This is a genomic window from Luedemannella helvata (genome assembly GCF_039528415.1).
In the GTDB taxonomy this organism is placed as follows: Bacteria; Actinomycetota; Actinomycetes; order Mycobacteriales; family Micromonosporaceae; genus Luedemannella; species Luedemannella helvata.
The window spans coordinates 12,096-37,776 of sequence record NZ_BAAALS010000011.1 but is presented as its reverse complement, the minus strand read 5'-3'; the positions used below and the strand labels follow the sequence as shown (position 1 = coordinate 37,776).

The following is a 25,681-nucleotide window of genomic DNA, read 5'->3' as shown; positions in this document are numbered from 1 at the left end:
CCATGGGTACGGTCATCATCACGCGGCCGCCGCGCCGGCCCGCGCCACCGATGCCCACCGGCGAGATCGCCATCGAGCCGCCCCCGGTGATCCCGCAGCCCACCGGCCAGCGCTGGCAGCAGTGGCTGACCGTGCTGCCGCTGCTCGCCGGCACGGTGGCGACCGCTCTCATGTTCAGCGGCCAGAAGGGCGCGGGGACGTACACGTACGTGGTCGGGGGCCTGTTCGGGCTGTCCACGCTCGGCATGCTGATCACCAACTGGGGCGGGCAGAACGGCCCCCACAAGGCCGAGCTGATCCAGGCCCGCCGCGACTATCTGCGCTACCTGGCCGGGCTGCGGCGCACCGTACGGGCGGCGATCGTCGCGCAGCGCACCGCCCTGGCGCACCATCACCCCGACCCGCAGGCGCTGTGGTCGGAGGCGTTCGGGCCCCGGGTCTGGGAACGGCGCCCCACCGACCGTGACTTCGCGGTCGTCCGGATCGGGCTGGGCCCGCAGGCACTCGGCAGCGAGCTGATCGCGCCCGACTTCGACCCCACGGCCAACCTCGAACCGGTCACGACCGGCGCGGTGCGGCGCTTCCTCGACGCGTACGCCGTGGTGCCCGACCTGCCCGTCGCGCTCAACCTGCGCGGCTTCACCCGCGTCGTGCTCGACTCCCCGGCGCACGCGCGCCCGCTGGCCCGCGCCATGGTCGCCCAGCTCGCCACCTTCCACGCCCCCGACGACCTGATCATCGCGGCGTGCGTGGCCGCCGACCAGCGGCCCGCCTGGGACTGGCTCAAGTGGCTGCCCCACGCGCTGCACCCCACCAAAACGGACGCGCTGGGCCCGCGCCGGCTCCTCGCGGCCTCGCTCACCGAACTCGACGAGCTGCTCGCGGACGTGGTCGCGACCCGCAAGCGGGCGACGCCGGGTGTCGCGGGGAGCGCCGCCCCGCAGGTCGTGCTGCTCATCGACGGCGGCGACACGGCCGGGTCGGCCCACCTGGGCTCCGGCCTGGACGCGGTGACCTTCGTGGACCTCGGCGGGCCGCCGCCGGCACCGCTGGACGCGGGCACGATCGTCCTGAGCGCGGACGCGGCCGGGGTGCTGTCCACCGTGACCGCCGACGAACGCGCCCGGGTCGGCACCGTCGACACGCTGAGCCTCGTGGAGGCCGAGACCCTGGCCCGCCGCCTGGCCCCGCTGCGCCTGGCCGGCGCCGCGAAGGAGCACGCCCCGCTGGCCCGCGACTTCGACCTCGCCGAGCTGCTCGGCATCCCCGACGCGACCGCGGTGGACGTGGCCGCGCTGTGGCGACCCCGCTCGCGGCGCGAGTTCCTGCGGGTCCCCATCGGTACGGGCACCGACGGCGGGCCGGTCCACATCGACCTGAAGGAGTCCGCCGAGGACGGCATGGGCCCGCACGGCATGCTCGTCGGCATCACCGGGTCGGGCAAGTCGGAGCTGCTGCGCACCCTCGTGCTGGGGCTGGCCACCACCCACTCGTCCGAGGAGCTGAACTTCGTCCTCGTCGACTTCAAGGGCGGCGCCACCTTCTCGGCGCTGGATCAGCTGCCGCACACCTCCGCGCTGATCACCAACCTGGAGAAGCAGCTGCCGCTCGTCGACCGCTTCGGCGAGGTGTTGGAGGGCGAGCTGGCGCGCCGCAGCGAGCTGCTCAACCGGGCGGGCAACCTGTCGTCGCTGCGCGAGTACCGCCGGGCCGCGCGCGCCGACCTGCCCGCCCTGGCCACGCTCGTCATCGTCTGTGACGAGTTCACCGAGCTGATCGCGCGCAAGCCGGCGTTCGCGGAGCTGTTCGACCGCATCGCCCGGCAGGGCCGGTCGCTGGGCATGCACCTGCTGCTGGCCACCCAGAAGTTCGACGAGGGGCGCACGCGCGGGCTGGAGGGGCAGCTCAACCTGCGCATCAGCCTGCGTACCCAGCACGCCATGGACTCGCGGGCCGTGCTGAAGGCCCCGGACGCCGCCGAACTGCCGGCCGCGCCCGGGCACGGGTACCTGACGTTCGGCGGCGGGCCGCTGACCCGCTTCAAGGCCGCGTACGTGTCGGGACGGTACCGCCGGCGCGGGGCGGCGGGGGCGGTCGCGGGCGCCGCGACGGGGGTGCTCGACTACCACACCCACCACGTGGCGGGCGCGCCCGCCGAGGCGACTCCGCTGGAGATCGAGGCGCCCGAGAGCCTGTTGGAGCTGCTGGTCGCCGGCATGCGCGGACGCGGCCCGGCCGCGCACAAGGTGTGGCTGCCGCCGCTGGACCGGGCGCCGAGCCTCGACGACCTGCTCGGCGCGATCGTCACGGTCGACACCCCGGGCCGGGGTATGCGCGGCCTGACCGTGGCCAACCCGTCGCTGCGCGGCGCCCTGCAGGTGCCTGTCGCGCTCGTCGACAAGCCGTTCGAGCAGCGCCACGACGTGTGCTGGCTCGACCTGGCGGGGGCGGCCGGGCATGTGGGCATCGTGGGCGCCCCGCAGAGCGGCAAGTCCACCGCCGTGGCCACGCTCGTGACGGCGCTCGCGCTCACCCACACGCCGCGCGAGGTGCAGGTGTACTGCCTGGACTTCGGTGGCGGGCGGCTGGCCACGCTGCGCGGGTTGCCGCACGTCGGCGGGGTCGCGGGCCGGCTCGACGCGGCTGCCGTACGCCGCACGGTGGGCGAGGTCGCGACGCTGCTCGCCGACCGGGAGCGGCGCTTCGCGGCCCGGGGCATCGACTCGATCGCGACGTTCCGAAGGCTGCGCCGCCCGGCCGACTTCGACTCCACCGTCGCGGTCGCCGAGGACGAGTTCGGCGACGTGGTCCTGCTCGTCGACGGGTGGCAGACGCTTCGGCACGACTTCGAGGACCTGGAGCCGATCGTCATCGACCTGGCCACCCGTGGGCTGAGCTACGGCATCCACCTCGTCGCCACGGGCAACCGGTGGCTGGATTTCCGCAGCTCCATGACGGACCTGTTCGGGGCGAAGCTGGAGCTGCGCCTCGGCGACGCGGCCGATTCGGTGGCCGGGCGGGCCCGCGCCGAGGCCGTTCCGAAGGCGGCGCCCGGCCGGGGCCTGACCAGCGACGGCGCGCATCTGATGACCGCCCTGCCGCAACTGACCGCCATGGGGCCGGACGAGCTGGTGAAGGCGATCGACGCGGCATGGGCCGGCGACCGCGCCCAGGCGGTACGGCTGCTGCCGCCGCTGGTCGACTACACCTCCTTCGTCGTGCCGGACGCGCAGGGCATCGGCCGTCCGGTGGGTACGGAGTTCGCGCTGCCGTTGGGGTTGGCCGAGAACGATCTGCGCCCGGTGCTGCTGGACTTCGCGGCCGAGTCGCACCTGGTCGTCTACGGCGACAGCGAATGCGGCAAGTCGAACGTGCTGCGGGTGATCGCGGAGTCGTTGACGCGCCGCTTCACGCCGGACCGCGCGAAGATCATGCTGGTGGACTACCGGCGCAGCCTGCTGGGCGCGGTGCCGAAGGACTACGAGGTCGGCTACGGTACGGCCGCCGAGCACACGGAGGCGCTCATGGAGGCGCTGAGCCGCAAGCTGCACGAGCGCCGGCCCGGTGTCGACGTGACCGCCGAACAGTTGCGTACCCGCTCGTGGTGGACCGGGGCGGAGTGTTTCGTGCTGATCGACGACTACGACCTGGTGGCCACCGGGCCGAACAACCCGATCCTGCCCCTGGTCGAGCATCTGGCGCACGGCCGTGACGTGGGCCTGCACGTCATCGCGGCCCGCCGTGCCGGCGGCGCGGGCATGGCGAGCTTCGACCCGCTGCTCAAGACCCTGCGCGAGCTGGCCTCACCCGGCCTGGTGATGTCCGGCGACCGTAACGAGGGCCCGCTGGTGGGCGCCGTTCGGCCGTCCCCCCAGCCGCCCGGCCGCGGTTGGCTGGTCACCCGCAAGGAGGGCGCCCGCCTGGTCCAGCTGGCCCACCTCCCGGTCGACTGACCTCCCGGCCCGCCAGGGTTCGGGCGGGAACGGCGGGGTCAGGTGCAGGAACCGGTGGCGACCGGCTCCGTACGGGTGGCGCCGGCGTCCGCGACCGGGGCGGCCTCCTCGGCCGTCAGCGCGAAGCCCGTGTTCGGGTCGTCGACCGCCGCCGCGAAGATCACGCCGAGGACCTTGGCGTCCTCCGTGATGAGCGGGCCGCCGGAGTTGCCGCTGCGGACCTTGGAGCGCAGCGTGTAGACCTCGCGGGTCACTGTCGCGTTGTCGTAGATGTTGGGACCGCGCACCTTGCGGGCGTCGCGTACGCGCGCCGAGGTGGCCGTGAACGGCCCGTTGAGCGGGAAGCCCACCACGATCGCGTCGTCGCCGCTGTCGGCCTCGGCGCCGGCCCAGGGCATGACGGGCGCCGTCAGCCCGGGCACGTGCACGACGGCGAGGTCACGCTGCGGGTCGTAGAGCACGACATTGCCCCGCGAGCGCCGGCCGTTGATCTCGACGGAGAGGGCGCCCTTGGTGCCCGCCACGACGTGCGCGTTCGTCATCACGCGCTCGGGGGCGTAGACGAAACCGGAGCCCTCGATGCGCCGCGAACACGACGGCGCCGTACCAAGGATCTTGGCGGAGGAGCGTTTGGCGGTCGCCACGGCGGCGGACTTGGCGAGCTGCGGGTCGGGCGCCGGCACCTCGGTGACGTCCGTGGGGGTGAGGCCGCCGAACACGTCCGGGAAGTCGCTGTCGGCGATCGAGTCGCGCAGTCCGTTGTAGAGCGAGCGGGCCGCGTCCGGCATGACGGTGTCGACCCCGTGCAGGATCGCGCTGTTGCGGACGGCCTTGGCGACGCCGGGCAGCGCCGAGGAGCCGAGCGGCGCGGCGATCATCCAGGCGACGAGCAGCAGGGCCAGTACGGACACGAGGATGCCGCCGCTGTCGTCAAGCCGACGCCCGACCGGGCTGTTGATCGCGCGTCGCAGGCGGTTGCCGGCCCACGCGGCGATCGCCTGGCCGCCCAGCGCGATGCCGAACACGATGATCAGCGAGACGACGATGCGCCCGAGCGGCTGCTCGAACCGGTCGACGATCAGCGGCGCCACCTGCAGGCCGATCAGCGCGCCGCCGAAGAAGCCGACGAACGACAGCGCGCCCACGAGAAAGCCCTGGCGGTACCCGTTGATCGCGAACAGCACGACGAGGAACACCAGTAGAAGATCAACTACGCTGCCGAACATCCCGCAAGAGTACGGTCGTCGCGCCACGTGCCGAGGACGTCACTCGGCGAGGGGAATCAGCCGACCGGGCCGCCAGGGCCGGGTCCAGCCGGCCAGCTCGAACAGAGTGTCCAGGATGCCGGCCGTGAAGCCCCAGACCACCATGGACCGCACCGCGAACGCCGGCCCCACGAACCCGCTCGGGTGCTTCACCCGGCCCCGGTTGGCCGGGTCGAGCAGTTCGGCGATCGGGATGCGCTCGACCCGGGCCACCTCCTCGGGCTGCATCACGGCCACCGGATGTGGCGCGTGCCACCAGGCCAGGACGGGGGTGACCACGAACCCGCTCACCGGGATCCACAGCCGGGGCAACGTCGCGACCACGGTCACGCTGGGCGGCTGCAACCCGACCTCCTCGTTCGCCTCCCGCAGGGCCGTCGCCACGGCGTCAGCGTCCCCGGGTTCGGCCCCTCCGCCGGGGAAGGCTGGCTGCCCGGCGTGTGAACGCATCCGCGCGGCGCGTTGCAGGATCAGCACGTCCGGCTCGCCGTCGGACTCTCCCAACAACACGAGTACGGCGCTGGGGCGCCCGCCCACGGCCGGGGTGGACCAGCGGGTGAAGTCGGCCCGGCGCGCGTCGAGCGCCCGCGCGGCGAGGGGGTCCCACCACGCCGGCAGGTTGAGGGCCGGGCTCGTCACCGCGTCACGGCAGGTCCACATGGAGCTTGTCGCGGACCAGTTGGGTCAGGGTGGCATCGCTCAGGGCGGCGTCGGTGTGGACGTGGGCGATGCGGCCGGTGGCGTCGACGAACAGGGTCACCGGCAGCGCGGTGCGGCCGAGCCGGGCGAGCAGCGCCTGGTCGGGGTCGAAGACGGCCGGGAAGCGCACGCCCGTCTCCGTGGCGAGGTCGGCCGCCGCCGACCGGGTGTCGCGGGTGACGACGCCCAGCACGAGGACCTGCCCGGTGTCGGCCAGTCGCTGCACGGCGGGCAGTTCGGCCCGGCAGGGGGCACACCAGGAGGCGAAGAAGTTCACGACGGCGGGGCGGCCGAGCGTGCGCAGGCTCACCCGCGGGCCGCCCGCGAAGCAGTCCAGCGCGATGTCGGGCACAGGCGTGCCGCCGGCCGGCGCGGTGGACGTGGGCGCGGCGGGAGGGCACGCCGCGAAGGGCGACGACTCCTGCGCGCGCTCGTCGCCCGTACCCGAACACGCGGCCAGGACCAGCGCGGACAGCGCGGCCGCGACGGCGAGCAACCGCCTCATGCCTGGCCGGCCCGCGCCATCGCGATGATCTCGGCGGCGCGGTCGCCCTTGACGAGGGCCGCCGCGGCGGCCGGGTCGATGGGACCGGTGCCGTAGGCCGGGCAGTCCCTGGCGAGCGGGCACGCTCCGCACGCGGGCTTGCGGGCGTGGCACACGCGCCGGCCGTGGAAGATCAGCCGGTGGGAGAGCATCGTCCAGTCGCGGCGCTCGATCAGCTTGCCGACGGCGTGCTCGATCTTCACCGGGTCCTTCTCGTCGGTCCACTTGAACCGGCCGACGAGCCGTTGAAAGTGGGTGTCGACCGTCAGGCCGGGCACGTTGAAGGCGTTGCCGAGCACGACGTTGGCCGTCTTGCGGCCGAAGCCGGGCAGCGTGACCAGCTGGGCGAGCTTGTTGGGGATCTCGCCGTCGTAGCGCTCCATGACCCCTTGGGCGAAGCCGATGATGTTGTTGGCCTTGTTCCGGAAGAACCCGGTCGACTTGATCATCTCTTCGAGCTCGGCGCGGTCGGCGCCGGCGTAGTCGGCCACCGTGGGGTAGCGCGCGAACAGCTTCGGGGTGACCTGGTTGACCCGCTCGTCGGTGCACTGCGCGGAGAGGATCGTGGCGACCGACAACTCCAGCGCGTTGGTGTGGTCGAGCTCGCAGTGCGCGTCCGGGTGAGTGAGCGCCAGCGTGCGCGCCATGCGCCGGGCGCGACGCTTGAGCGCGAGCGGGGTCTCCTCGAGCGGTTTCACGCACCCAAGCTACCGCCCCGCCCCGACAGCGGACCGCCGCCTACGGCGACAGTGGCGTGATCTTGCCCGATTTGTCGATGCGGGCCGCGTTGTCGCCGAAATCGTCCTCGGACAGCCCGTTGACGAACGACAGCGCCCGCTTCTCCTTGTCGACCGCCGGGTAGCCGCCGTTGACCATCTCGGTCGGGACGAGGGTGCCGCTGACCCACGTGCCGTCCGGCTTCAGGCGAACCTTGAGGATGCCGCCGACGCCCAGGTAGCCGGTGCCGCGCAGCACCCGGTACCCGCAGAAGTTGCCCAGGCTGTACGCGATGAGCCGGCCCTTGTAGAACTCCATCCCGCGCATGATGTGCGGCCCGTGCCCGAACACCACGTCGGCGCCCGCGTCGATCATCTTGTGGGTGAAGGTGATCAGGTCGCCGCGGTCCTCGCCGGCGAAGATCTCGTGGCCGCGCTTGACGTGCTGCTTGTCGGAGCCCTCCGCGCCGCCCTGCATCTGGAGCACCACGATGTCGGCGTTCTTGGCGGCCTTGCGCACCAGCGACGCGCTGCCGGAGATGTCGTTGAGGCTCTGCGTCCAGCCGTAGATCGAGAACCCGATGACGGCGACCTTGACGCCCTTCACCGTGCGGTACGTGATCTGGCCGGGCGCGCCCGTGTGCGCGATGCCCTGCTTCTCCAGCGCCTTGCGGGTGTTGTCCAGCCCGGCGCGGCCCATGTCGAAGGTGTGGTTGTTGGCCAGGTTCATCACCCCGAACCCGGCGTCCTTCAGGTGCCCGGCGTACGAGGTCGGCAGGCTGAACTGGTGGCAGTTCGCGGCCGGGCGCGGGCTCGGCGACGGGTTGCCCGGCCCCGGGGTGGGCGTCTCCCACCCGCACTTCACGTACCCGGTGTCGCCCGACAGCGGCGTCTCCAGGTTGCCCATGACCAGGTCGGCCTTCAGCGAGGTGCGGACCCGGTCGAAGAAGCCCTTGCCGCCGCCCGGCGGCAGGTCGCCCGGCGCCGAGCCCATGATCACATCGCCGACCCCGGCGAGGGTGATGGTCCCGTCGTCCTCCGGGGCGGACGGCTTCGGGGCGCCCGACGGCGCGCCTGCGCTGGCCGGCGCCAGCCAGCCGGCCGTCGGCGCGTCCGGGCCGAAGGACGCGCCGCCCGCGACGGCCGCGCCGACCAGGCCGAGCACGAGCAGCGCCACGACGGCCAGCAGCGGCCCTCGCCGCTTGTTGTCGGCGGCGGGCGGCGTGATGGCCGGGGGGTCCTCTTCGGGCGGCAGGTACGGGCGTCCGTAAACAGTCACTATCGGGTCACGTTCCGGGAGGCAGGGCGGGGTGACGCCAGGCTACTCGAACGGGTGACCCCACGCAGGTGGCCACGCGGCCGTACCCGCGAGAACGGCCTGGTGAGTGGCCCGGGCCAGGCGGGCACCCCACGTGGAGCGCGGTCCGCCGAACGGCTCGGCCGGCCCGGCCGCCGGGCAGGCGACCACGACCGCGTCGCTGGCCGTACCGGTCGCTTCCAGCCCGTACTCCCACAGGGCCTGAACCTTCGCCTCGGTGACCGTGAGCGCGGCATTGACCAGCGCGGCGTCCGTGAGCGCCACGGGGACCCACCCGACGATGTTGATCGTGCCGATGCCGTGGCGCAGGTCACCGTCCGGCGCCGCGGCCCAGGTCGGATGCCCCAGCCCGACGGTCGCGGCCACCTCGACCCCGCCGTCGTTCGCGAACTCCACCGCGCCGACGTCCACGGCCGTCAGCAGCCCGGCACCGGGTCCGCGCAGCCCCAGGCCGTCGGCCAGCTCGGCCAGGTGCCGGTCCGGGTCCATCCGGGAGTACTCGCGGGAAACGGTCGCGTTGATGATCCACTGCCGGTCGCCGACGCCCCCGCCGAGCGGGCCGCTGCAGATCGCCCGGGCGGGTTCGGCGAAACGCCAGAACAGGAGGGGGAGGTTCCTGCCATCCTCAATACGGCTGGTGCGGGTCGGTGCCATCGGCCGGGATATTAACGGGAGATCACCGATTTGCTAGGGCGGCGTCAGTTTCCCGCCCTGGTGTGCCTAGACTGGCTCCGTCCGGCAGACTCGCCGGACGGTGGAGGTGCGGCAATGGACGAGACATTGACCCGCAGCGGGATCTTCCAGGGTGTCGACCCCGAGGCGGCCGAGGCGCTCGCCAAGGAGATGGAGACCGTAGAGGTCCGCAAGGGTGACGTCGTCTTCAACGAGGGCGAACCGGGCGACAGCCTGTATATCGTGCTCTCCGGCAAGATCAAGCTGGGCCGGCGGGCGGCCGACGGGCGGCAGAACCTGATCTCCGTGATGGGCCCGTCCGACATGCTCGGCGAGCTGTCGCTGTTCGACCCCGGCCCGCGCACCGCCACCGCGACCGCGATCGTGGACACCCGCCTGGCCCGCCTGCGCAAGGCGAGCCTGCGCCCCTGGCTGACCAACCGCCCGGAGATCGCCGAGCAGCTGCTACGCGTGCTGGCCCGCCGCCTGCGCCGCACGAACGACGCCCTCGCCGACCTGATCTTCACCGACGTGCCCGGCCGCGTGGCCAAGAACCTGCTGCAGATGGCCGGCCGGTTCGGCTCCCGCGACGGCGGCGTCCTGCGGGTGACCCACGACCTCACCCAGGAGGAGCTCGCCCAGCTCGTCGGCGCCTCCCGCGAGACCGTGAACAAGGCCCTGGCCGACTTCGCCTCCCGCGGCTGGCTGCGCCTCGACGGCAAGAGCGTCATCATCCTCGACCCGGAGCGCCTCGCCCGCCGCGCCCGCGTCTGACCGCCGCTCCCACCACGCTCACAGATTGTCCCTACGCACCCCCGGTGCGGCGCCCGCCCCTGCCTACGGGGTCACGGGGAAGGGGTCGCTGCAGATGAGCTGCTGGGCCGCCGCGACCGGGTCGCTGTGGGTGAAGAGCGTCGCCGACTGGGGCTCCGGCTGGACGGTCCCCTCGGTCGCCACGCCCACGCAGAACACGGCCTGCCTGACCTGCGCCGGCAGGGTGGCGTCGCTGACGTACGGGCGCCGGGCCGCCAGCGGCAAGGGCACGCGGACCGTCTCGCCGAAGCTCACCCCCGCGGGCACGATCGTGCCCTCCACGATGAAGCGGACCGCCGGGTGCAGGTCCTTGGGCAGCCCGAAGACCCGCTTGGCGATCTCCACCTTGTCGTCGTCGCGCGCGGTGACGTAGACCGCGTCCAGGTCGACGTTGCCGGGCTCGTGGGTCTCGGACCTCGGCACCCCGGTGAACGCGACGATGGCCTTCTGCTCCCGGTTGAGCAGCGTGTATTCGATGAGCAGCGCGCCGGCCTCCTGCCTGGCCTGCACCGTCAGGGTGACATCGAGCGTCGGGGCGGGCGGGTCGGTGGCGCGGTCGCAGCCGGCCAGGGCGGCCAGCACGCCCAGGGCGCCGGCCGCCCAGCGCCGCAACGGGGTGCGCGTCATGTCAGTACCTCGGCCTCGGGGTCGCGCCCATCTCTTCCCGCAGCCCGTTCTCCGTGTAGTCGATCGGCTGGTCGGGGTCGATGATGGCCGGGGTGCTCGGGTCGCCGTCGTGGTCGATCGGCAGGCCCGCCGCGTTGCGCTCGTAGTTGCTGGTGTTCGGGTTGTCGGAACCGGTGTAGATCCGGGTGTCCAGGCCCGTCGTCTCGAAGTCGTAGACGTGCGCCATCTCGTGGAAGAGCACCACGACCGGCGGCCCGTCGTGGATCGTGTCGAACCCCGGGTTGTACTCGATGCTCGGGTGCTGTGACCAGGTCTTGATGAACGTCGTGTCGTTGCGGTGGGCGTACCCGTTGGCGGCCGTGGTCTCCCGGATCGTGAACGTGTCGCCCGGGTAGGCGATGTTGCCGAGGATCGGCCAGTCCGCCGCGGGCGCCTTCGTGTTCTCGTGGGCCTGGTCGAGGGCCTCCAGCATCATCTGCCCTCGGGGGGAGGCCATGAGCATGTCGAGGTCGGCCTGCACCCGTTCCTTGAACTCGTCGGAGCCCTCGATCGTGATGTGCTTGCCGAGGTCCTTGATCTCGATGGTGACGGTGCGCTCGACGTTCTCCGCGCTGTCCTCGGCCTGGCTGTAGACGACGTCGCCGTCCGGGCTGTCCGTGGCCGTTGAGGTGCCGGTGCCGCCGTCGACCCGGTCGACGCCGTGTCCGGTGTAGACATAGTCGGCGCCGCTGCCGGCGAGGATGGTGTCGTTGTCGCGGCCACCGGAGATCATGTCGTTGTCGGCGCCGCCGATGAGCAGGTCGTCGCCCGTCCCGCCCTCCAGGTAGTCGCGGCCCTCGCCCCCGGTGATCCGGTCGTTGCCGGACAGCCCGTACACGGTGTCGTTGCCCAGGCCGCCGGAGAGCCGGTCGTCGCCCTTGTACCCGTCGAGGTAGTCGCGATCGGCGCCGCCGCTGACCCGGTCGTTGCCGGCGCCGGATTCCAGCCGGTCGGCGCCGTCACCGCCGAGGACGATGTCGTTCCCGTCGCCGGACGTGATCCGGTCGGCGTCCTCGCCGCCGAGCAGCGTGAGGTCCACCTTGGTGCCGGCCGGCACGGTGATCTCGTCGTTGCCCGGGCCGGTGCGCATGATGATGTGCGCGTTGGCCGGGTACCGGAAGGTCTGGCCGTTGACGGTGACCAACTGCTCGCCGGTGTTCGGGTCGATCGTGATGGTGACCTTGTCGTCGTCGACGCCGGTGTTGATGATGACGTCGTCGCCGGTGCGGATCACGGTGACCCCGTTGCTCGCCTCCGGCGGGAGGGTCCACGGGTCGCTGGTGCCGCGCGCGACCGTGTCCCACGCGCGCGAGACAGGGGCCAGCGCCGCGCGTGCCGCGTTCAGTTCGCCGACGCAGCGCAGCACCTCGGCGTTGTAGTGCTCGCGGGCGTCGTTGGCCTCATTGATCGCCGGCTGGATGGCCTGGTTCTGCTCCTGCGTGGTCGGGCGGAAGGTGACCGTGTCGCCGTTGACGCTCAGCGGCACCTTGCCGCGGGCCTCGGCGAGCAGCCGGTCGAGCATGCTCTGCGCGGCCGTGAGCCAGCCCGCGATCGTGTCCATCGTGCCCGCGATCGCGTCGGCCGCGGTCGCGGTCGTCGCCACGTCCGTGCCGAGCTTGGTCCGGTGCGCGTGGTAGGTGTCGGCCGCCACGCCCTGCCACGCGTTGCCGGTGAGGCCGGCTGCCTGCTCGTCGACGTCCTGCTGGGCCGCGCGGGCCCTGGTCGCGTACGCGCGCCACGCGAGGGCCGCGGCCGTGAGGGCGCCGGGGTTGGCCTTGACGTCCCACAGGTTGCCTACGCTGACCTGCGAGTACGTCTCTGTATCGGGAATCACCATGGACGTTCGCGCTCCCTCGCCGGATGCCGCTGCTCGGCCTCGCGCAGCTTCCGCTCGGCTTCCTGATCGGCCTGCTGGTAGGTGAAGGCGCACCGGTAGAGCCGGTCGACATCGCCCTCGAACACCGCGACCAGCCGCCCGACGGCGGTGTCGGCGTTCTCGACCGCCGTGGTGTGTGCCGACGACGCACCCGCGCTGGCGGCCAGGTTGCCGAACGCCGCCACGGGGACGGCGAGGTCGGTGCGCGCGTCGGTCCACCCGTCGCCGAGGGCGATCGAGGTGTCCAGTGTGGTCCCCGCGAGCTTCGCGAGTTCTTCCGGATTCGCCCGTACCTCGTCCGCCATTCGACGGATGCTACCGATTCCGCGCCGTTCGCGCGGGCCCGGAATCAGTCCTCGAGCCAGGGCGGCGGGGCGTCGAACGTGGGATGCGCGAGCGTGGGTTCGTCCGATGTGTCGCGACGCTCGCCGAGCGGCGGGATCACCCGCAGCGGCTTGAGCGCCGACGTCGGATCCGGGTCGCGCTGGAAGCCGCCGAGGGTGTCGCGCAGCTGCGTCGCCGTGGGGCGGGCGGCCGGGTCGTTCGTGAGACCCTGCCGCAGCGTGGCCGTCAGCTCGGCCGGCACGCCCGGCAGGTCCGGGACCGGCTCGGCGAACAGGTCGATCACGGACACGAGCGTGGGGTTGTGGCCCTCCCGCCAGCGCGGCGGCCGGCCGGACAGCAGCGCGTAGAGCGTGGAACACAGCGCGTAGACGTCCGACGCCGGCACCGGGCGCGCGTGGTGGAACAGCTCCGGCGCCGCGTACGCGGGCGTCAGCTCCAGGGTGATCGAGGTGTCCCGCGTCTCCGTCAGCACCGCGAGGCCGAAGTCGGCCAGGGCCGGCTCCCCGAAGCGGGTGATGAGGATGTTCGCGGGCTTCACGTCGCGGTGCACCATGCCGAGGCTGTGTGCGTCGGCGAGCGCGTCCGCGATCTTCGCGCCGACGTCCCGCGCCTCGTGGTGGGTGAGCGGGCCCTGCTTGAGCCGGTCGGCGTACGTGCCGTCGCACAGCTCCATGATCAGGAACGGGTGTAGGTCGTGGGTCACGCCCGCGTCGAACAGGTCGACCACGTGCGGATGCGATGACATCTGCCCGGCCGCCTTCGCCTCGCGCAGGAAGCGGCGCTGGTCGCGGTCGTTCTCCAGCGTGCGGTGCTCCACTTTGACGGCGACCTCACGGCCGATGGACTCCTGCACGGCCCGGTACACGGTCGCGTACCCGCCGCGCGCCACGACGCGAAGCCCGGTCAAGCCGGGGATCATGGGGTGTGCCGCGGGCGGGGGGGCGCTCACATCCGGAAACGTTACGCCACGGCCGAGGACGACACGGCGGCGAGCACCGCGTCGGCTGCGCGACGCTCGCTCGCCTGCGGCGTCGCGTACGCCTCGGCCACCGCCTGGCGGGCCACGACCTCGGCCTCATCGTCCGCGCCGTGCGCGGCCAGTGCCCTCGCGAGGACGCGCAGCACGAGCACCCCGCTGCGCACGTCCTCGGCGGGCAGCTCCGCGGCGCGGCGCGCCTGGGCGACGGCCTCGGCGGGGCGACCGTCGGCGAGCAGCGCCTCCGCGTACGTCGACAGCACCTGGCGGCGCGAGAAGATCAGCGCCGGCCGGGTCGCGGCCGACTCGACCTCGCAGGCGATCGGCTCCAGCAGGTCCAGCGCGCCGGCGACGTCGCCGACCGCGAGCCGCGCCGCCCCGTGCAGCACGCGCGGCCCGACCGTGGCGGCCTGGTCGACATCGTGCGAGTCGATGACCGCGAGAGTCGCGCGCGCGTCCTCCTCGGCGGCCGTCGCGTCCCCGGCGGACAGGCTCACGAAGCCACGGATCGTCCGGGCCATGCCGATCAGCAGCGGGTGGCCGGTGCGCTCGCCGTGGCGCAGGGCGTCCGTGAGCAGGTCGTGGGCGTGCCCCGGCTCGTCCAGCCCACGCGCGACGACACCCCGTACGACGAGGGCGAAACCCATGCCCCACTCGTCGCCGGCCTCGGAGAAGTCCCCGTACGCGCGCCGCGCCTCCGCGTCGGCCGTGCTCAGGTCGCCGAGTTCGGCGGCGGCGAAGGCGCCGACCGCGCGCAGGGTGCCCACGGCCCAGTCGTCACCGACCCGGTCGCCGAACGGCAGGAACGCGTGGGCGAGCCGGCGCGCCTCCGTGAGCCGGCCGGCGAGCAGCCGGGCGAACGCGGCCGTGCCGCGCACCCAGGCCCGCCCGGTGACGTCGCCGAGTTCGGCGAAGATGCGGGTCGCCCGGTTGATCGCCTGGTCGGCCGCGAGGAAGTCGCCGCGGGTGGTGGTGACCCAGGCCAGGTACTGCAGCGACCACGCCTGGCCGGTCCGGTCGCCCGCGGCCTCGGAGATCTCCAGCGCGCGCGAGAACAGGGTCGCGGCCTCGCCGAGCCTGCCCCGCAGGTACTCGGTCATTCCGATGCGGCGCAGCACCTCGGCGCGGACATCGGCCACGTCGGCGGCCGTCGCGACCGCCAGCGCGGCGCGCCACGCGTCCTCGGCGCGCTCGGGCTCGCCGAGCGCCCGGTGCGCGAGCCCGGCTGCGAGCAGCGCCCGCGCCTTCACCGGTTGGTCGCCGCCGTTCGTGATGATCTTCTCGGCGTCGACCAGCGCCTCCTTCGCGCGGCCGAGCTGCAGCAGCGCGTTCGCGAGCACGAGACGGTCCTCGGGCGAGAAGGCGTCGCCGGCCAGGGCCGCGGCCCGGTCGAGCAGCTGGGCGGCGCGCGCCGGTTCCCCGGCGATGAGGGCGGCCCGCGCGAGGCGGCCCCACGCGGCCACGGCCAGCGGCGCCACCGCCCGGGCCGGCGCGTCCGCGCGCAGGCTGACCGCGTCGGCGAGGGTGGCGGCCCGCTCGGCCTGTTCGGCGATGAAGGAGTCCAGGTCCGTGGCGCTCCAACCCGGCACCGGCGTGGGCCGCTGCGCCGCCCAGGCGGCCAGCAGCGCGTGCCGCTCGGCCAGGTCGGCTTTGCCCACGCCCGCGTACGCGGCCTCGCGCATGAGCGGCGTCGCGAACGCGTACCCGCCGTGGACGCGCAGCAGCATGCGGCGGTGCAGCAGCTCGTCGACAGCGCGGTCCAGCTCGACGGCGACGACCGCGCCCGGCCGCGCCTCGGTGGGGTGCAGGCCGCCCGCCGGCGCCCAGGAGGCACCCCGCCCGTCGCGCAGCGCCTCCAGCGCGGCGGCGGGCACCTCGTCGCCGACGACCGCGGCGTCGCGCAGCACGGCCCGGGCCACGGGCGGCAGCGCGTCGATGCGGGCGGCCAGGACCGCGGCCAGGTCGCGGCTGAGCAGCCGGCCCCCCAGCGACTCGGGCGACAGCCGCCAGGTGCTTGTCGTGCCGCCGCGCGCGCCCGTCGTGGTGAGCGCGCCCCGCTCGATGAGCATCGTGACGAGTTCGACCAGGTAGAACGGGTTGCCCTGCGCGGTGAGCAGCAGCCGGTCCTGGTCGGCCTGAGGCAGCCGTCCGCCGCCCAGGTAGGCGGTGAGCAGCCGGGCGGCCTCCGCGCCCCGCAGCGGCGACAGCGGGTGCACCTCGGCGTCCGCGAGGCGCGACATGGTGGCCGGGTTGCGGACCAGCTCGGGACGGGCCATGAGCAGGACGAGCGCCGGGCCGCTCAGGGTACGCAGCGTCGCGCCGAGCGCGTCGATCGTCTGCGGGGTCGCGTCGTGCACGTCGTCGATGATCACGACGATCGGGCCCTCCAGCGCGGCCGCGCTGATCAGGTCGCCCACGGCCGCCGCGATGGCCTCCCGCTCGGCGTCGGCGCGCTCGGTGCCCGGTTCGCCCGGCCCGCCGGGCCGCTCGGCGCCGCCCGGGCGCTCGACCGCGCCGGGCCGGTCGGCCTGCGCGGACACCCCGTCGCCGTAGCCGAGCAGGGTCAGCAGCAGGTCCACCCGCAGCTTCGGGGCCACGCCGGTGCGCCGCTCGACCAGCTGCGCGAACCGGCGCAGCCGCTCCTCGGCGACCGCCCGGTTGGCGGCCGGGTTCGGCTCGGTCGGCAGGCCGGTGACGGCCCGGACCAGGTCGGCCAGCGGGGCGAGGCGACGCCGTTCCCCGTACGCGGCGCAGCGCACGGTCAACACCCGCGCACCGCCGCCCGTACTGCGGTCGTAGCCGGCGGCCAGGCGCGCGGCCTCGGCGGCGAAGCGGGACTTGCCCAACCCGGCCTCGGCGGTGAACACGAGCACCCGCGGCTCGCCCCGGTCGGCGACCTCGGCCAGCCGGCTGGCCACGATGCCGAGTTCCGTCTCGCGGCCCACGAACGGCGCCTCGTCACCCATGCCCGACCGGGTGCCGGGCGAGTCCACGAGGCCGAGCAGCTCGTACGCCTCGACGGGGTCCCGCTTGCCCTTGAGCCGCAGCGGCCGCAGCCAGCGCCAGGAGGCGACATGGCGGGTGGCGGCGCTCGTCACCGCCCCCGCGTACGTGGAGCCGATCGACGCCGCGTCCGCCAGCCGCGCGGCCGTGTTGACCGTGTCGCCGATGACCGTGTACTCCAGCCCGGCCTGCACACCCGCCACGACGACGCCGGTGTTGAGCCCGAGCCGCAGGCCCCCGGGCGCGCCGCCGCCGCGCTCGTCGTCGAGCACCCGGCGCACGGCCCGCTGCATGGCCAGCGCCGCGCGCACGGCCCGCTCGCCGTCGTCCTCGTGCGCCACGGGCGCGCCGAACACGGCCATGATGCCGTCGCCGGTGAGCTTGTCGACGTGCCCGCCGAAGGTCTTCACCGCGCCCGCGAGCGCCGCCATGACCCGGTCGGTGACCGCCCCGACCCGCTCCGGGTCCACGCCCTCCGACCAGGCCGTGAAGTCGGACAGGTCGCCGAAGAGCACGGTGACGACCCGTCGCTCCGTCGCGGGCAGGGTCGCCGCCGAGGCGAGCGCCGCGCCGCACTGGTGGCAGAAGTTGGCTCCGGGCACCGGTACGGTGCCGCAGACCGGGCACATCACGGCGGGTCCAACCGGCTCAGGGGCGGCGCGGATTCCCGTCCGTCGGCTTGTTGACCGTCCTCTTGCCCCAGGTAGGCCAGCTGCGCTCGGACGGACCAGGCCGCCGCGGGCCACAGGGTCGTGGGTACGTCGCGGTAGACGACCGCGACAACATCCTCAGGCGTACGCGCGCCCGCGCCGACCGCGGCGCGCACCTCGTCGAGCCGCGCGTGCCGGTGGGCCACGTAGAAGCGGGCCGCGGCCGCGCAGTCCGCGAGCGCGGGCCCGTGCCCCGGCAGGGCCGGCACGCCGTCGTAGTCGGTGAGCCGCTCCAGGCTGGCCAGGTAGGCGCCCAGGTCGCCGTCCGGGTACGCGACGATCGTCGTGCCGCGCCCCAGGATGCTGTCCCCGGTGAGCACCACGCTCCGCTCACCCGTACCGGTCACGAAGCACACGGAATCAGCCGTATGCCCCGGCGTGGGCAGCATGTCCAGATCGAACCCGGCCGCGCGGCCGACCGCGCGCACGGACGCCGGCTCGGCGCCCGCGGCCAGCACCGCGACATCCCCGCCCAGGCTGCGCACCAGGGCGCCGAGCCCCGCAACGTGATCGGAATGCCCGTGGGTGACCAGGATGCCGGCCACCGGGCTCCGCGCGGCCAGGGCGGCCAGGTGCGCGCCGTCGTCCGGGCCGGGGTCGACGATGAGGCACGGCGACGCCGGGTCGGCGCGCAGTACCCAGCTGTTCGTCCCGTCGAGGGTCATGGGGCCCGGATTGTCCGCCCGCACGAGGGCGGCCCAGGTCGGCAACTCCGCCAGGACCGCGGCGGCCGGCACGCTCACGTGGCCCACCATGCCGACGATGGTACGCAGCGGCGCCAGCGACTTACCGGGGTCAGCCCACCTCGACGATGAGCTCCACCTCGACGGGCGCGCCCAGCGGCAGCTCCGCCACGCCGACGGCGCTGCGCGCGTGCCTGCCCGCGTCGCCGAAGACCTCGCCCAGCAGCTCGCTGGCGCCGTTGATGACCGCCGGCACGGCGGTGAAGCCGGGCGCGACCGCGACGAACCCGGTGACCTTGACGACGCGGGTGACCGCGTCGATCCCGACCAGGTGATCGATCGCGGCCAGGCCGCCGAGCGCGCACCGGGCCGCCAGCTCCTTCGCCTGCTCCGGGGTGACCTCCGCGCCGACCTTGCCGACCGCGACGAGGCGCCCGTCAGCCATCGGCAACTGCCCGCTCACGTACACGTGCGAGCCCGACCGGACGGCCGGCACGTACGCGGCCAGCGGCGGGGTCACGGCCGGCAGGGTCAGTCCGAGCTCGGCGAGGCGCTTGCGGGCTGCACTCACGGATTCTCCTCTGCTGGTCGCTACTCTTTTGGCCGCTTGAGGTACGCCACCAACTGCTCCGGGTTGGGGCCGGGAATGACGGCCACCAGCTCCCAACCGTCGGCGCCCCAGTTGTCGAGGATCTGCTTCGTGGCATGCACGAGCAGCGGCACCGTGGCGTACTCCCATTTGACCATGTTCGACCCGCCCCTCAAGTCGCGAATAGATCAAGAATCCTACCGGGCGGGGCAGCCCGACACCGTGGGGGCGAGGTAGCGTAGCGGCTCCCCCGAATCGCACGTCGAGAGCGCCGAGGACCACCCCATGAGCGAGTCGCCCACCAACGAGTACCCGTACCGGTCCTCGGGCGGTGACGGGTCCCCCGAGCCAACCCCGCAGCCGCCCGCCCCGGGGGTCTACCCGCCGCCGCCCGGATACACCCCGGGCACCGCGTACGGCTCGCCGTCGTTCGCCTCGACGCCCGAGCCGGCCCAGCCGGCGCCGGCCCCGACCCTGCAGCCACCCGCGTGGACCCCGACGAGCGGCTACCCGGGCACGTCGGACCACCCGGAGCCAGCCCCGACCAGTGGCTATCCGGGCGCCGCACCGACCTCGGGTTACCCAGGGGCGACGCCGACCTCCGGCCACCCCGGAGCCGCAGCGGGTTCCGGCTACCCGGCGGCACCCGCTGGCTACCCAGGCGCCGCGCCCACGTCCGGCTACCCGGAGGCCGCGCCCAGTTCCGGCTACCCCGGCGCGGCGCCCACGTCCGGCTACCCCGCCACGGCGCCCTACCCGGCCGCGCCAACGTCCGGCTACCCGGGCGCACCGACCTCCGGTTATCCGGGCGCGCCGACGTCCGGCTACCCGGGTGCGCCGACCTCCGGCTACCCCGGGGCGCCGACGAGCGGCTACCCGGCCGCGACGCCGGGCTTCCCGCAGCAGGGCTACCCGTACGCGCCCCCGCCGAAGAAGAGCCGCAAGGGCCTGATCATCACGCTCGTGGCGGTGTTCTTCGTCCTCGTGGCCGGGGCGGGCGCCGGCGGCTTCTTCATCTGGCAGAGCTCCCAGCCGAAGGGCGAGGCGACCGCCGCCGGGGCCGCGAAGGGCTTCCTGAACTCGATCTACAAGGATCACAGCGCGAGCGGCGCGGCGAAGTACGTGTGCAAGGCCGCGCGCGACGAGGCGAAGCTGCGCAGCGTGGTGGACAACGTCCGCACGTACGAGCAGACGTACGACACCCCGAGCGTCACCTGGACCGACCCGGAGATCACCAGCAGCGGCGGCACGGCCGACGCGAAGGTCACCGTGAAGATGACCACGGCCGATGGCCGGGTCGCCGAGAAGAAGCTCCAGCTGGCCCTCGTCGAGGACCGTGGCTGGTGGGTGTGTGACGCCACTCAACTGAGCTGAGCGAGATCCCGTACGGCACACGCGCGGCCGGTAACCTCCGTGGTGTGCCGACCCGCGATCAACCCCCGGCAGGGGAACCAGCGGCCCGCTGGTCCGCGCGCCTGCACGTCGTGACCGGCAAGGGCGGCACCGGCAAGACCACGGTCGCCGCCGCGCTCGCCCTCGCGCTGGCCGCACAGGGCCGCCGGACCCTGCTCATGGAGGTCGAGGGCCGGCAGGGCATCGCGCAGTTGTTCGACCGCGCCCCGCTGCCCTACCAGGAGCGGCCGATCGCGGTGGGCTACCCGGGCACGCGCGCCAAGGGCGGCGGCGAGGTGTACGCCCTGGCGGTGGACGCCGAGGAGGCCCTCCTCGAGTACCTCGACATGTTCTACAAGCTGGGCCGCGCGGGCCGCGCGCTGCGCAAGTTCGGCGCGATCGACTTCGCCACGACGGTGGCGCCCGGGGTCCGCGACGTGCTGCTCACCGGCAAGATGAAGGAGGCGGTGACCCGTACGGTCGAGGGCCGGCGCGCCTACGACGCCGTGGTGATCGACGCCCCGCCGACGGGCCGCATCGGCCGCTTCCTCAACGTGACGGCCGAGACGGCCCGGCTGGCCAAGATGGGCCCGATCAAGACGCAGAGCGAGGGCGTGCAGGCCGTGCTGCGTTCCCCGGTGACGTCCGTGCACGTGGTGACGCTCCTGGAGGAGATGCCCGTGCAGGAGACGGCGGACGCGATCACGGAGCTGCGGGCGCTCGACCTGCGGGTGGGTTCGATCATCATCAACTCGGCGCAGCCCGACCTCCTGCCGACCGCCAAGATCACCCAAGCGGAGGTACGCCGTGGACTGCTCGCGGCCGGCCTGCCCGCCGACAAGGCGACCGTGGCGGGGCTCGTGACCGAGTCGCGCGCGTACCTGACCCGCCGCCACCTGGAGGCGGACCTGCGCGCGGAGCTGGCCGCCCTGGGCCGCCCGATCGTGGAGCTGCCGGCCCTGGCCGGCGGCGTGGATCTGGCCGGACTGCACCGGCTGGCGGGCGTACTCCTGGGGGAGGCCCACGGCGATGAGTGATCTCGACGTCGACGCCCTCCTGAGCGACCCCGGCATCCGGATCGTGGTGTGCTGCGGCTCCGGCGGTGTGGGCAAGACCACTACGGCGGCCGCGCTGGGCGTGCGGGCCGCCGAGGTGCACGGCCGGCACACGGTCGTGCTGACGATCGACCCGGCCCGCCGGCTCGCCCAGTCCCTGGGGCTCGTGGAACTGGACAACACCCCCCGCGCGGTTCCCGAGGCGGACGGCGAACTGCACGCCATGATGCTCGACATGAAGCGGACGTTCGACGACGTCGTGCTCGCCCACACGGACGCCAAGCGCGCCGAGGAGATCTTCGCGAATCCGTTCTACCAGGCCATGAGCTCCACCTTCGCGGGCACGCAGGAGTACATGGCGATGGAGAAACTGGGCCACCTGCGCTCCCGCGACGAGTGGGACCTGATCATCGTCGACACCCCGCCGTCGCGCTCCGCGCTGGACTTCCTGGACGCGCCCGCCCGGCTGTCGCGCTTCCTGGACGGGCGGATGCTGCGGCTGCTCATCGCCCCCGCCCGGGCCGGCGGGCGCAGCGTGTTCAGCCTGGTTACGGCCTCGTTCAGCATGTTCGCGAAGCTCATGGAGCGGGTGCTGGGCGGGCAGCTGATCAGCGACCTGTCCGGGTTCGTCGGGGCGCTGGACAACATGTTCGGCGGCTTCCGGGACCGGGCCGAGGAGACGTACCGGATCCTGCAGGCGCCCGAGACGGCGTTCCTGGTGGTGGCCGCCCCGGAGCCGGACGCCATCCGGGAGGCCGACTACTTCGCGGGCCGGCTCGCGGCCGAACGGATGCCGCTGGCCGGCCTGGTGGTCAACCGGGTCCACGAGGTGTTCGCCCCGGACATCACGGCCGAGGCCGCGCTCGCCGCTGCCGCCGGGGCCGACCCGGTCACGGCCGGCGTCCTGCGCGTGCACGCCCGGCTGGTGACCCTGGTGGAGCGCGAGCGCGAGATCACCCGCCGGTTCCGGGAGGCCTACCCGGACGTCGCGGTGGCCACGGTCGCGGCGCAGCCCGCCGACGTCCACGACATCGACGGGCTGCGAAAGATCGGTTCGGCCCTCTCGACGGACCCGGTCAGCTCGTACTGACGAGTTCGTTGTCCTTCATCGCCGCCTCGAACATGCGGCGCCAACTGGTCACCTGGGGGTGCCGCCTCAGCAAGGCGCGCCGCTCCCGCTCGGTCATGCCGCCCCAGACGCCGAACTCGATGCGGTTGTCGAGCGCGTCGGCCAGGCACTCATAGCGCACCGGGCAGCCGCGGCAGATCCGCTTGGCGACGTTCTGTTCGGCGCCCTGGACGAAGAGCGCGTCCGGGTCCCCGTTGCGGCAGGCCGCGAGCGTCGGCCAGTCACTGATCATCCCCATCTGTCACGTCCCCCCTTACGTCCCGACGGTCCCCACCGCCCGGGACGGACTTACCCCGGTTATCAGGCATGGCTTCGCCCTGGTTTACCTGGGTCTGAGCACATCCCCCGCCGGACATCATGCTCCGTAGTCGTACGATTACGCAACGTTGTCCGGGAAATCCGCATAACAGGACACCTCACCCCGCATCGGCTCTCGCAAGCGTCACGGATGAGGACCGGGCCAGCCGTACGCGCTCCGGCGGGACCCAAATCGTCCAAACGACTGCGGGCCGGCCGGGTGGTGCCCGACACTGGGTGCCGGACGCCGCTCGTACGAGTGATCGTGCTTCCTACCCAACGAGCGCGTCCCGACCCGGTAATGGTCAGCAAGCCGACGCATTGACGCCGGCCCCACGGGCGTGCGCACGTCACGTACCCTGTGCGCGTGAAGTGGATGCGCAAGCGGGATCGGAGCCTGTTCGCCAACGCTGCTGCGCTACTCATCTGTGGGGTGCTGGCAGGGGTCGTCGTCGCGGCCGCCGCGTTCCCCGCGATCGCGATGGGTGGCCTGGCCATGAAGTCCGGCTCGGAGGCCTACGGCGGCCTGCCCAGCCAACTCCAGGTTCTGCAATCGCCCCAGATCAGCTACGTGTACGCGTCCGACAACAAGACGCTCATCGCGACGATCTACGACGAGAACCGCCATGACATCCCCCTGGCGCAGATCCCGAAGATCATGCAGAACGCGATCATCGCCGCCGAGGACCAACGCTTCTACGAGCACAACGGCGTGGACGTCCAGGGCGTCATCCGGGCGTACGTGGCCAACCAGAACAGCGACTCCCAGCAGGGTGCGTCCACTTTGACCATGCAGTACGTGCGGCAGGCGCTCACGTACTTCTCGAACAGCCCGTCGGCGATCATCGCGGCCACCGAACGCACCAACGCGCGCAAGCTCAAAGAGATCAAGTACGCGATGACGCTGGAGACCCAGCTCACCAAGGACCAGATCCTGGAGCGGTACCTCAACATCGCCGCGTTCGGCAACGCCACGTACGGCATCTACGCCGCCAGCCAGGTCTTCTTCAACAAGATCCCGAAGAACCTGACGCTGGGCGAGGCCGCGCTGCTGGCCGGCCTGGTCAAGGCGCCCAGCACGTACGACCCGACGACGAAGGCGGGCCGCACGGCCGCCCTGGACCGCCGCCAGTACGTGCTGAGCCAGATGGTGAAGAACGGGTTCATCACCCAGGCCGAGGCGGACACCGCGCTCAAGACGCCCCTCAAGATCATCGGCAAGCGGACGCCGAACGGCTGCACCGCCACCCGCAAGAACCACTGGGGCTTCTTCTGCGACTACCTCTACCGCTGGTGGATGCAGCAGGAGGCCTTCGGCAGCGACGCCTCCAGCCGCGAGAACAAGCTCAAGGCGGGCGGCTACCGCATCGTCACGACGCTCGACGTGAAGGTCCAGGAAGCGGCGAAGAAGAACATCGAGAAGCAGGTCCCGACGGGCAGTTCCGACGCCCTCATGATCGCCGCCGTCGAGCCCGGAACGGGCAAGATCAAGGCGATGGCCACGAACCGAAAGTACGGGCTCGACACGTCGAAGAACGGCCAGTCCACCGACCCGGCCAAGCGCAAGCTCGGCATCAAGGGCACGTACCCGACGACCACCAACCCGCTCATCAGCGGCGGCGGCGACATCACCGGGTACAAGATGGGTTCGACCTTCAAGATGTTCACGATGGTGGCGGCCCTGGAGGAGGGGTACACCCTCGACTACCCCATCGCCGCCAAGTCGCCCTACAAGTCGAAGTACATCGTCGAACGCAACTCGCGGGCGGCCTGCAAGGACGACCGTGACCACTGGTGTCCGGTGAACGCCAACCCGTCCTGGATGAACGGCGTGCGCAACATGTGGACGGGCTTCGGCCGCTCCGTGAACACGTACTTCGTGCCGCTGCAGGAGCGGGTCGGCGCGGAGAAGGCGGTGGACGTGGCCAAGCGGCTCGGCATCCAGTTCCGGGCCAAGGGCACCAAGGACGCCCCCGCCGACTACGAGTTCGCGACCAACAAGGACCTGACCAAGAGCTGGGGCCCGTTCACGCTCGGCGTCTCCGACGCGGTCCCGCTGGAGATGGCCAACGCTTACGCGACCCTGGCCGCCGACGGCAAGTACTGCGAGCCCATCCCCGTCGCGAAGATCACCGACCATGACGGCAACGTGCTGAACGACGTCACCAAGCCGCGCTGTAACCAGGCCGTGAAGGCCGACGTCGCGCGCGCGGCCGTCGACGCCGCCCGTTGCGCGGTGGGCGACCGCTCGTCGGTCAGCCGGTGCGACCAGGGCACGGCGTCGTGGGTGCGCGGCGTGGTCGGCAAGCCGGTGATGGGCAAGACCGGTACGACCGACGACCTGTGGACCGCCACGCTGGCGCTGAGCACCAAGCAGCTCGCGGTCGCCGGCACGATGGCCGACCCGGACCACGCCCAGGCCAACCGCGAGATGAGTGCGCCCAAGACCAACTACGCCGTGGCGTACACGATGCGCGACGCCCTCAAGGGCAAGAAGTCGATCAACTTCACGCCGCCGTCGTCGAAGTACACGACCGGCAAGCGGGTGAGCGTCCCGTCGGTCACCTGCCGCGGCGTCGACGACGCCCGGTCGATCCTGCGCGGTCGCGGCTTCCAGGTCGAGGTGGACTCCAAGCCGGTCGACTCGAGCTGCCCCGCCGGCACGGTGGCCCGCACGGATCCGGACGGCTGGACGGTCGAGAACGGCTACGTCCTGCTCTACATCAGCAACGGCAAGGCCCCCACCCGCCCGACGGACGGCCCCGGCGAAGGCGGCCAGGGCGGCCCGGGCGGCCCACGAGGGCCCCGCTAGAACGCCCGGCGGCGGGTGACCACGCTATGCGTCGGTTACCCGCCGCCTCAATACGTACGTATGCGTCCATAGCGCGGTTACCCGCCGCCTCAATACGTACGTGTGCGTCCACAAAGCGGTTACCCGCCGCCTCAATACGTACGTGTGCGTCCATAGCGCGGTTATCCC

Annotated in this window: 21 protein-coding genes; 6 read left to right on the top strand and 15 right to left on the bottom strand. The window is 72.9% G+C overall.

Going from position 1 to position 25,681, the window contains the following annotated elements; all coding sequences use genetic code 11:
• Window positions 1-2 precede the first annotated feature (2 nt).
• Window positions 3-3,953, top strand: coding sequence for a type VII secretion protein EccCa (gene eccCa, locus ABD191_RS12995; protein ID WP_344080781.1), 3,951 nt, complete (start codon window positions 3-5; stop codon window positions 3,951-3,953).
• Window positions 3,954-3,991: 38 nt separating this feature from the next.
• Here eccCa and ABD191_RS12990 read toward each other — a convergent pair whose 3' ends face one another.
• The 6 genes from ABD191_RS12990 to ABD191_RS12965 all read right to left on the bottom strand — a co-directional run bounded on the left by ABD191_RS12990 (window position 3,992) and on the right by ABD191_RS12965 (window position 9,149).
• The gene (locus tag ABD191_RS12990) at window positions 3,992-5,179 is read right to left on the bottom strand and encodes a MarP family serine protease (RefSeq protein ID WP_344080778.1); all 1,188 of its coding nucleotides are present in this window, start codon (window positions 5,177-5,179) and stop codon (window positions 3,992-3,994) included.
• 39 nt (window positions 5,180-5,218) lie between these two features.
• The gene (locus ABD191_RS12985) at window positions 5,219-5,857 is read right to left on the bottom strand and encodes an NUDIX hydrolase (protein ID WP_425560711.1); all 639 of its coding nucleotides are present in this window, start codon (window positions 5,855-5,857) and stop codon (window positions 5,219-5,221) included.
• A 4-nt stretch (window positions 5,858-5,861) separates the two neighbouring features.
• Entirely contained in the window at window positions 5,862-6,422 is a 561-nt protein-coding gene (locus ABD191_RS12980) for a TlpA family protein disulfide reductase (protein WP_344080776.1), read from the bottom strand.
• Window positions 6,419-7,159 carry an endonuclease III gene (gene nth, locus ABD191_RS12975; RefSeq protein WP_344080774.1) on the bottom strand — a complete coding sequence of 247 codons (741 nt, stop codon included), beginning with the start codon at window positions 7,157-7,159 and terminating at the stop codon, window positions 6,419-6,421. The genes ABD191_RS12980 and nth overlap by 4 nt, the downstream gene beginning before the upstream one ends.
• 40 nt (window positions 7,160-7,199) lie before the next feature.
• Entirely contained in the window at window positions 7,200-8,405 is a 1,206-nt protein-coding gene (locus tag ABD191_RS12970; RefSeq protein ID WP_425560716.1) for a CapA family protein, read from the bottom strand.
• Between the two features lie 93 nt (window positions 8,406-8,498).
• The gene (locus ABD191_RS12965) at window positions 8,499-9,149 is read right to left on the bottom strand and encodes an adenosylcobinamide amidohydrolase (RefSeq protein WP_344080768.1); all 651 of its coding nucleotides are present in this window, start codon (window positions 9,147-9,149) and stop codon (window positions 8,499-8,501) included.
• A gap of 114 nt (window positions 9,150-9,263) precedes the next feature.
• Between ABD191_RS12965 and ABD191_RS12960 the strand changes: the two genes are divergently transcribed.
• The gene (locus tag ABD191_RS12960; RefSeq protein WP_344080765.1) at window positions 9,264-9,941 is read left to right on the top strand and encodes a Crp/Fnr family transcriptional regulator; all 678 of its coding nucleotides are present in this window, start codon (window positions 9,264-9,266) and stop codon (window positions 9,939-9,941) included.
• Between the two features lie 63 nt (window positions 9,942-10,004).
• On the opposite strand, the gene ABD191_RS12955 is transcribed toward ABD191_RS12960, so the two are convergent.
• Genes ABD191_RS12955 through sp36 form a run of 8 tightly spaced genes read right to left on the bottom strand, consistent with a single transcriptional unit; the run spans window position 10,005 to window position 18,986 of the window.
• Entirely contained in the window at window positions 10,005-10,607 is a 603-nt protein-coding gene (locus ABD191_RS12955) for a hypothetical protein (RefSeq protein WP_344080762.1), read from the bottom strand.
• A gap of 1 nt (window position 10,608) precedes the next feature.
• Window positions 10,609-12,483 carry a M91 family zinc metallopeptidase gene (locus ABD191_RS12950; protein WP_344080759.1) on the bottom strand — a complete coding sequence of 625 codons (1,875 nt, stop codon included), beginning with the start codon at window positions 12,481-12,483 and terminating at the stop codon, window positions 10,609-10,611.
• Window positions 12,477-12,827, bottom strand: coding sequence for a hypothetical protein (locus ABD191_RS12945; protein WP_344080756.1), 351 nt, complete (start codon window positions 12,825-12,827; stop codon window positions 12,477-12,479). Before ABD191_RS12945 ends, ABD191_RS12950 begins: the two co-directional genes overlap by 7 nt.
• Before the next feature lie 44 nt (window positions 12,828-12,871).
• Entirely contained in the window at window positions 12,872-13,774 is a 903-nt protein-coding gene (locus tag ABD191_RS12940) for a serine/threonine-protein kinase (RefSeq protein ID WP_425560710.1), read from the bottom strand.
• 53 nt (window positions 13,775-13,827) lie between these two features.
• On the bottom strand, window positions 13,828-17,478 hold the full coding sequence (locus ABD191_RS12935) for a tetratricopeptide repeat protein (protein WP_344080753.1): 3,651 nt from the start codon (window positions 17,476-17,478) through the stop codon (window positions 13,828-13,830).
• Complete coding sequence (locus tag ABD191_RS12930) at window positions 17,475-18,311, bottom strand: MBL fold metallo-hydrolase (protein ID WP_344080750.1); 837 nt, start codon at window positions 18,309-18,311, stop codon at window positions 17,475-17,477. The genes ABD191_RS12935 and ABD191_RS12930 overlap by 4 nt, the downstream gene beginning before the upstream one ends.
• A gap of 40 nt (window positions 18,312-18,351) precedes the next feature.
• Window positions 18,352-18,810 (bottom strand): RidA family protein, encoded by a 459-nt coding sequence (locus tag ABD191_RS12925; RefSeq protein WP_344080747.1) that lies wholly within the window; start codon window positions 18,808-18,810, stop codon window positions 18,352-18,354.
• A 20-nt stretch (window positions 18,811-18,830) separates the two neighbouring features.
• Complete coding sequence (sp36, locus tag ABD191_RS12920) at window positions 18,831-18,986, bottom strand: Sp36 family protein (RefSeq protein ID WP_344080744.1); 156 nt, start codon at window positions 18,984-18,986, stop codon at window positions 18,831-18,833.
• Between the two features lie 127 nt (window positions 18,987-19,113).
• Between sp36 and ABD191_RS12915 the strand changes: the two genes are divergently transcribed.
• The 3 genes from ABD191_RS12915 to bagB are packed head-to-tail and all read left to right on the top strand — an operon-like array spanning window position 19,114 to window position 22,365.
• Window positions 19,114-20,202 (top strand): Rv0361 family membrane protein, encoded by a 1,089-nt coding sequence (locus ABD191_RS12915; RefSeq protein ID WP_344080741.1) that lies wholly within the window; start codon window positions 19,114-19,116, stop codon window positions 20,200-20,202.
• 44 nt (window positions 20,203-20,246) lie between these two features.
• Window positions 20,247-21,257 carry an ATPase BagA gene (gene bagA / locus ABD191_RS12910; RefSeq protein WP_344080739.1) on the top strand — a complete coding sequence of 337 codons (1,011 nt, stop codon included), beginning with the start codon at window positions 20,247-20,249 and terminating at the stop codon, window positions 21,255-21,257.
• Window positions 21,250-22,365, top strand: coding sequence for an ArsA family ATPase (gene bagB, locus ABD191_RS12905; RefSeq protein ID WP_344080736.1), 1,116 nt, complete (start codon window positions 21,250-21,252; stop codon window positions 22,363-22,365). The genes bagA and bagB overlap by 8 nt, the downstream gene beginning before the upstream one ends.
• Here the strand turns inward: bagB and ABD191_RS12900 are convergent.
• On the bottom strand, window positions 22,352-22,642 hold the full coding sequence (locus ABD191_RS12900) for a WhiB family transcriptional regulator (protein ID WP_344080733.1): 291 nt from the start codon (window positions 22,640-22,642) through the stop codon (window positions 22,352-22,354). The genes bagB and ABD191_RS12900 overlap by 14 nt on opposite strands.
• A 435-nt stretch (window positions 22,643-23,077) precedes the next feature.
• On the opposite strand from ABD191_RS12900, the gene ABD191_RS12895 reads away from it, so the two are divergent.
• Entirely contained in the window at window positions 23,078-25,513 is a 2,436-nt protein-coding gene (locus ABD191_RS12895; RefSeq protein WP_344081145.1) for a transglycosylase domain-containing protein, read from the top strand.
• The last annotated feature ends 168 nt before the right edge of the window (window positions 25,514-25,681 follow it).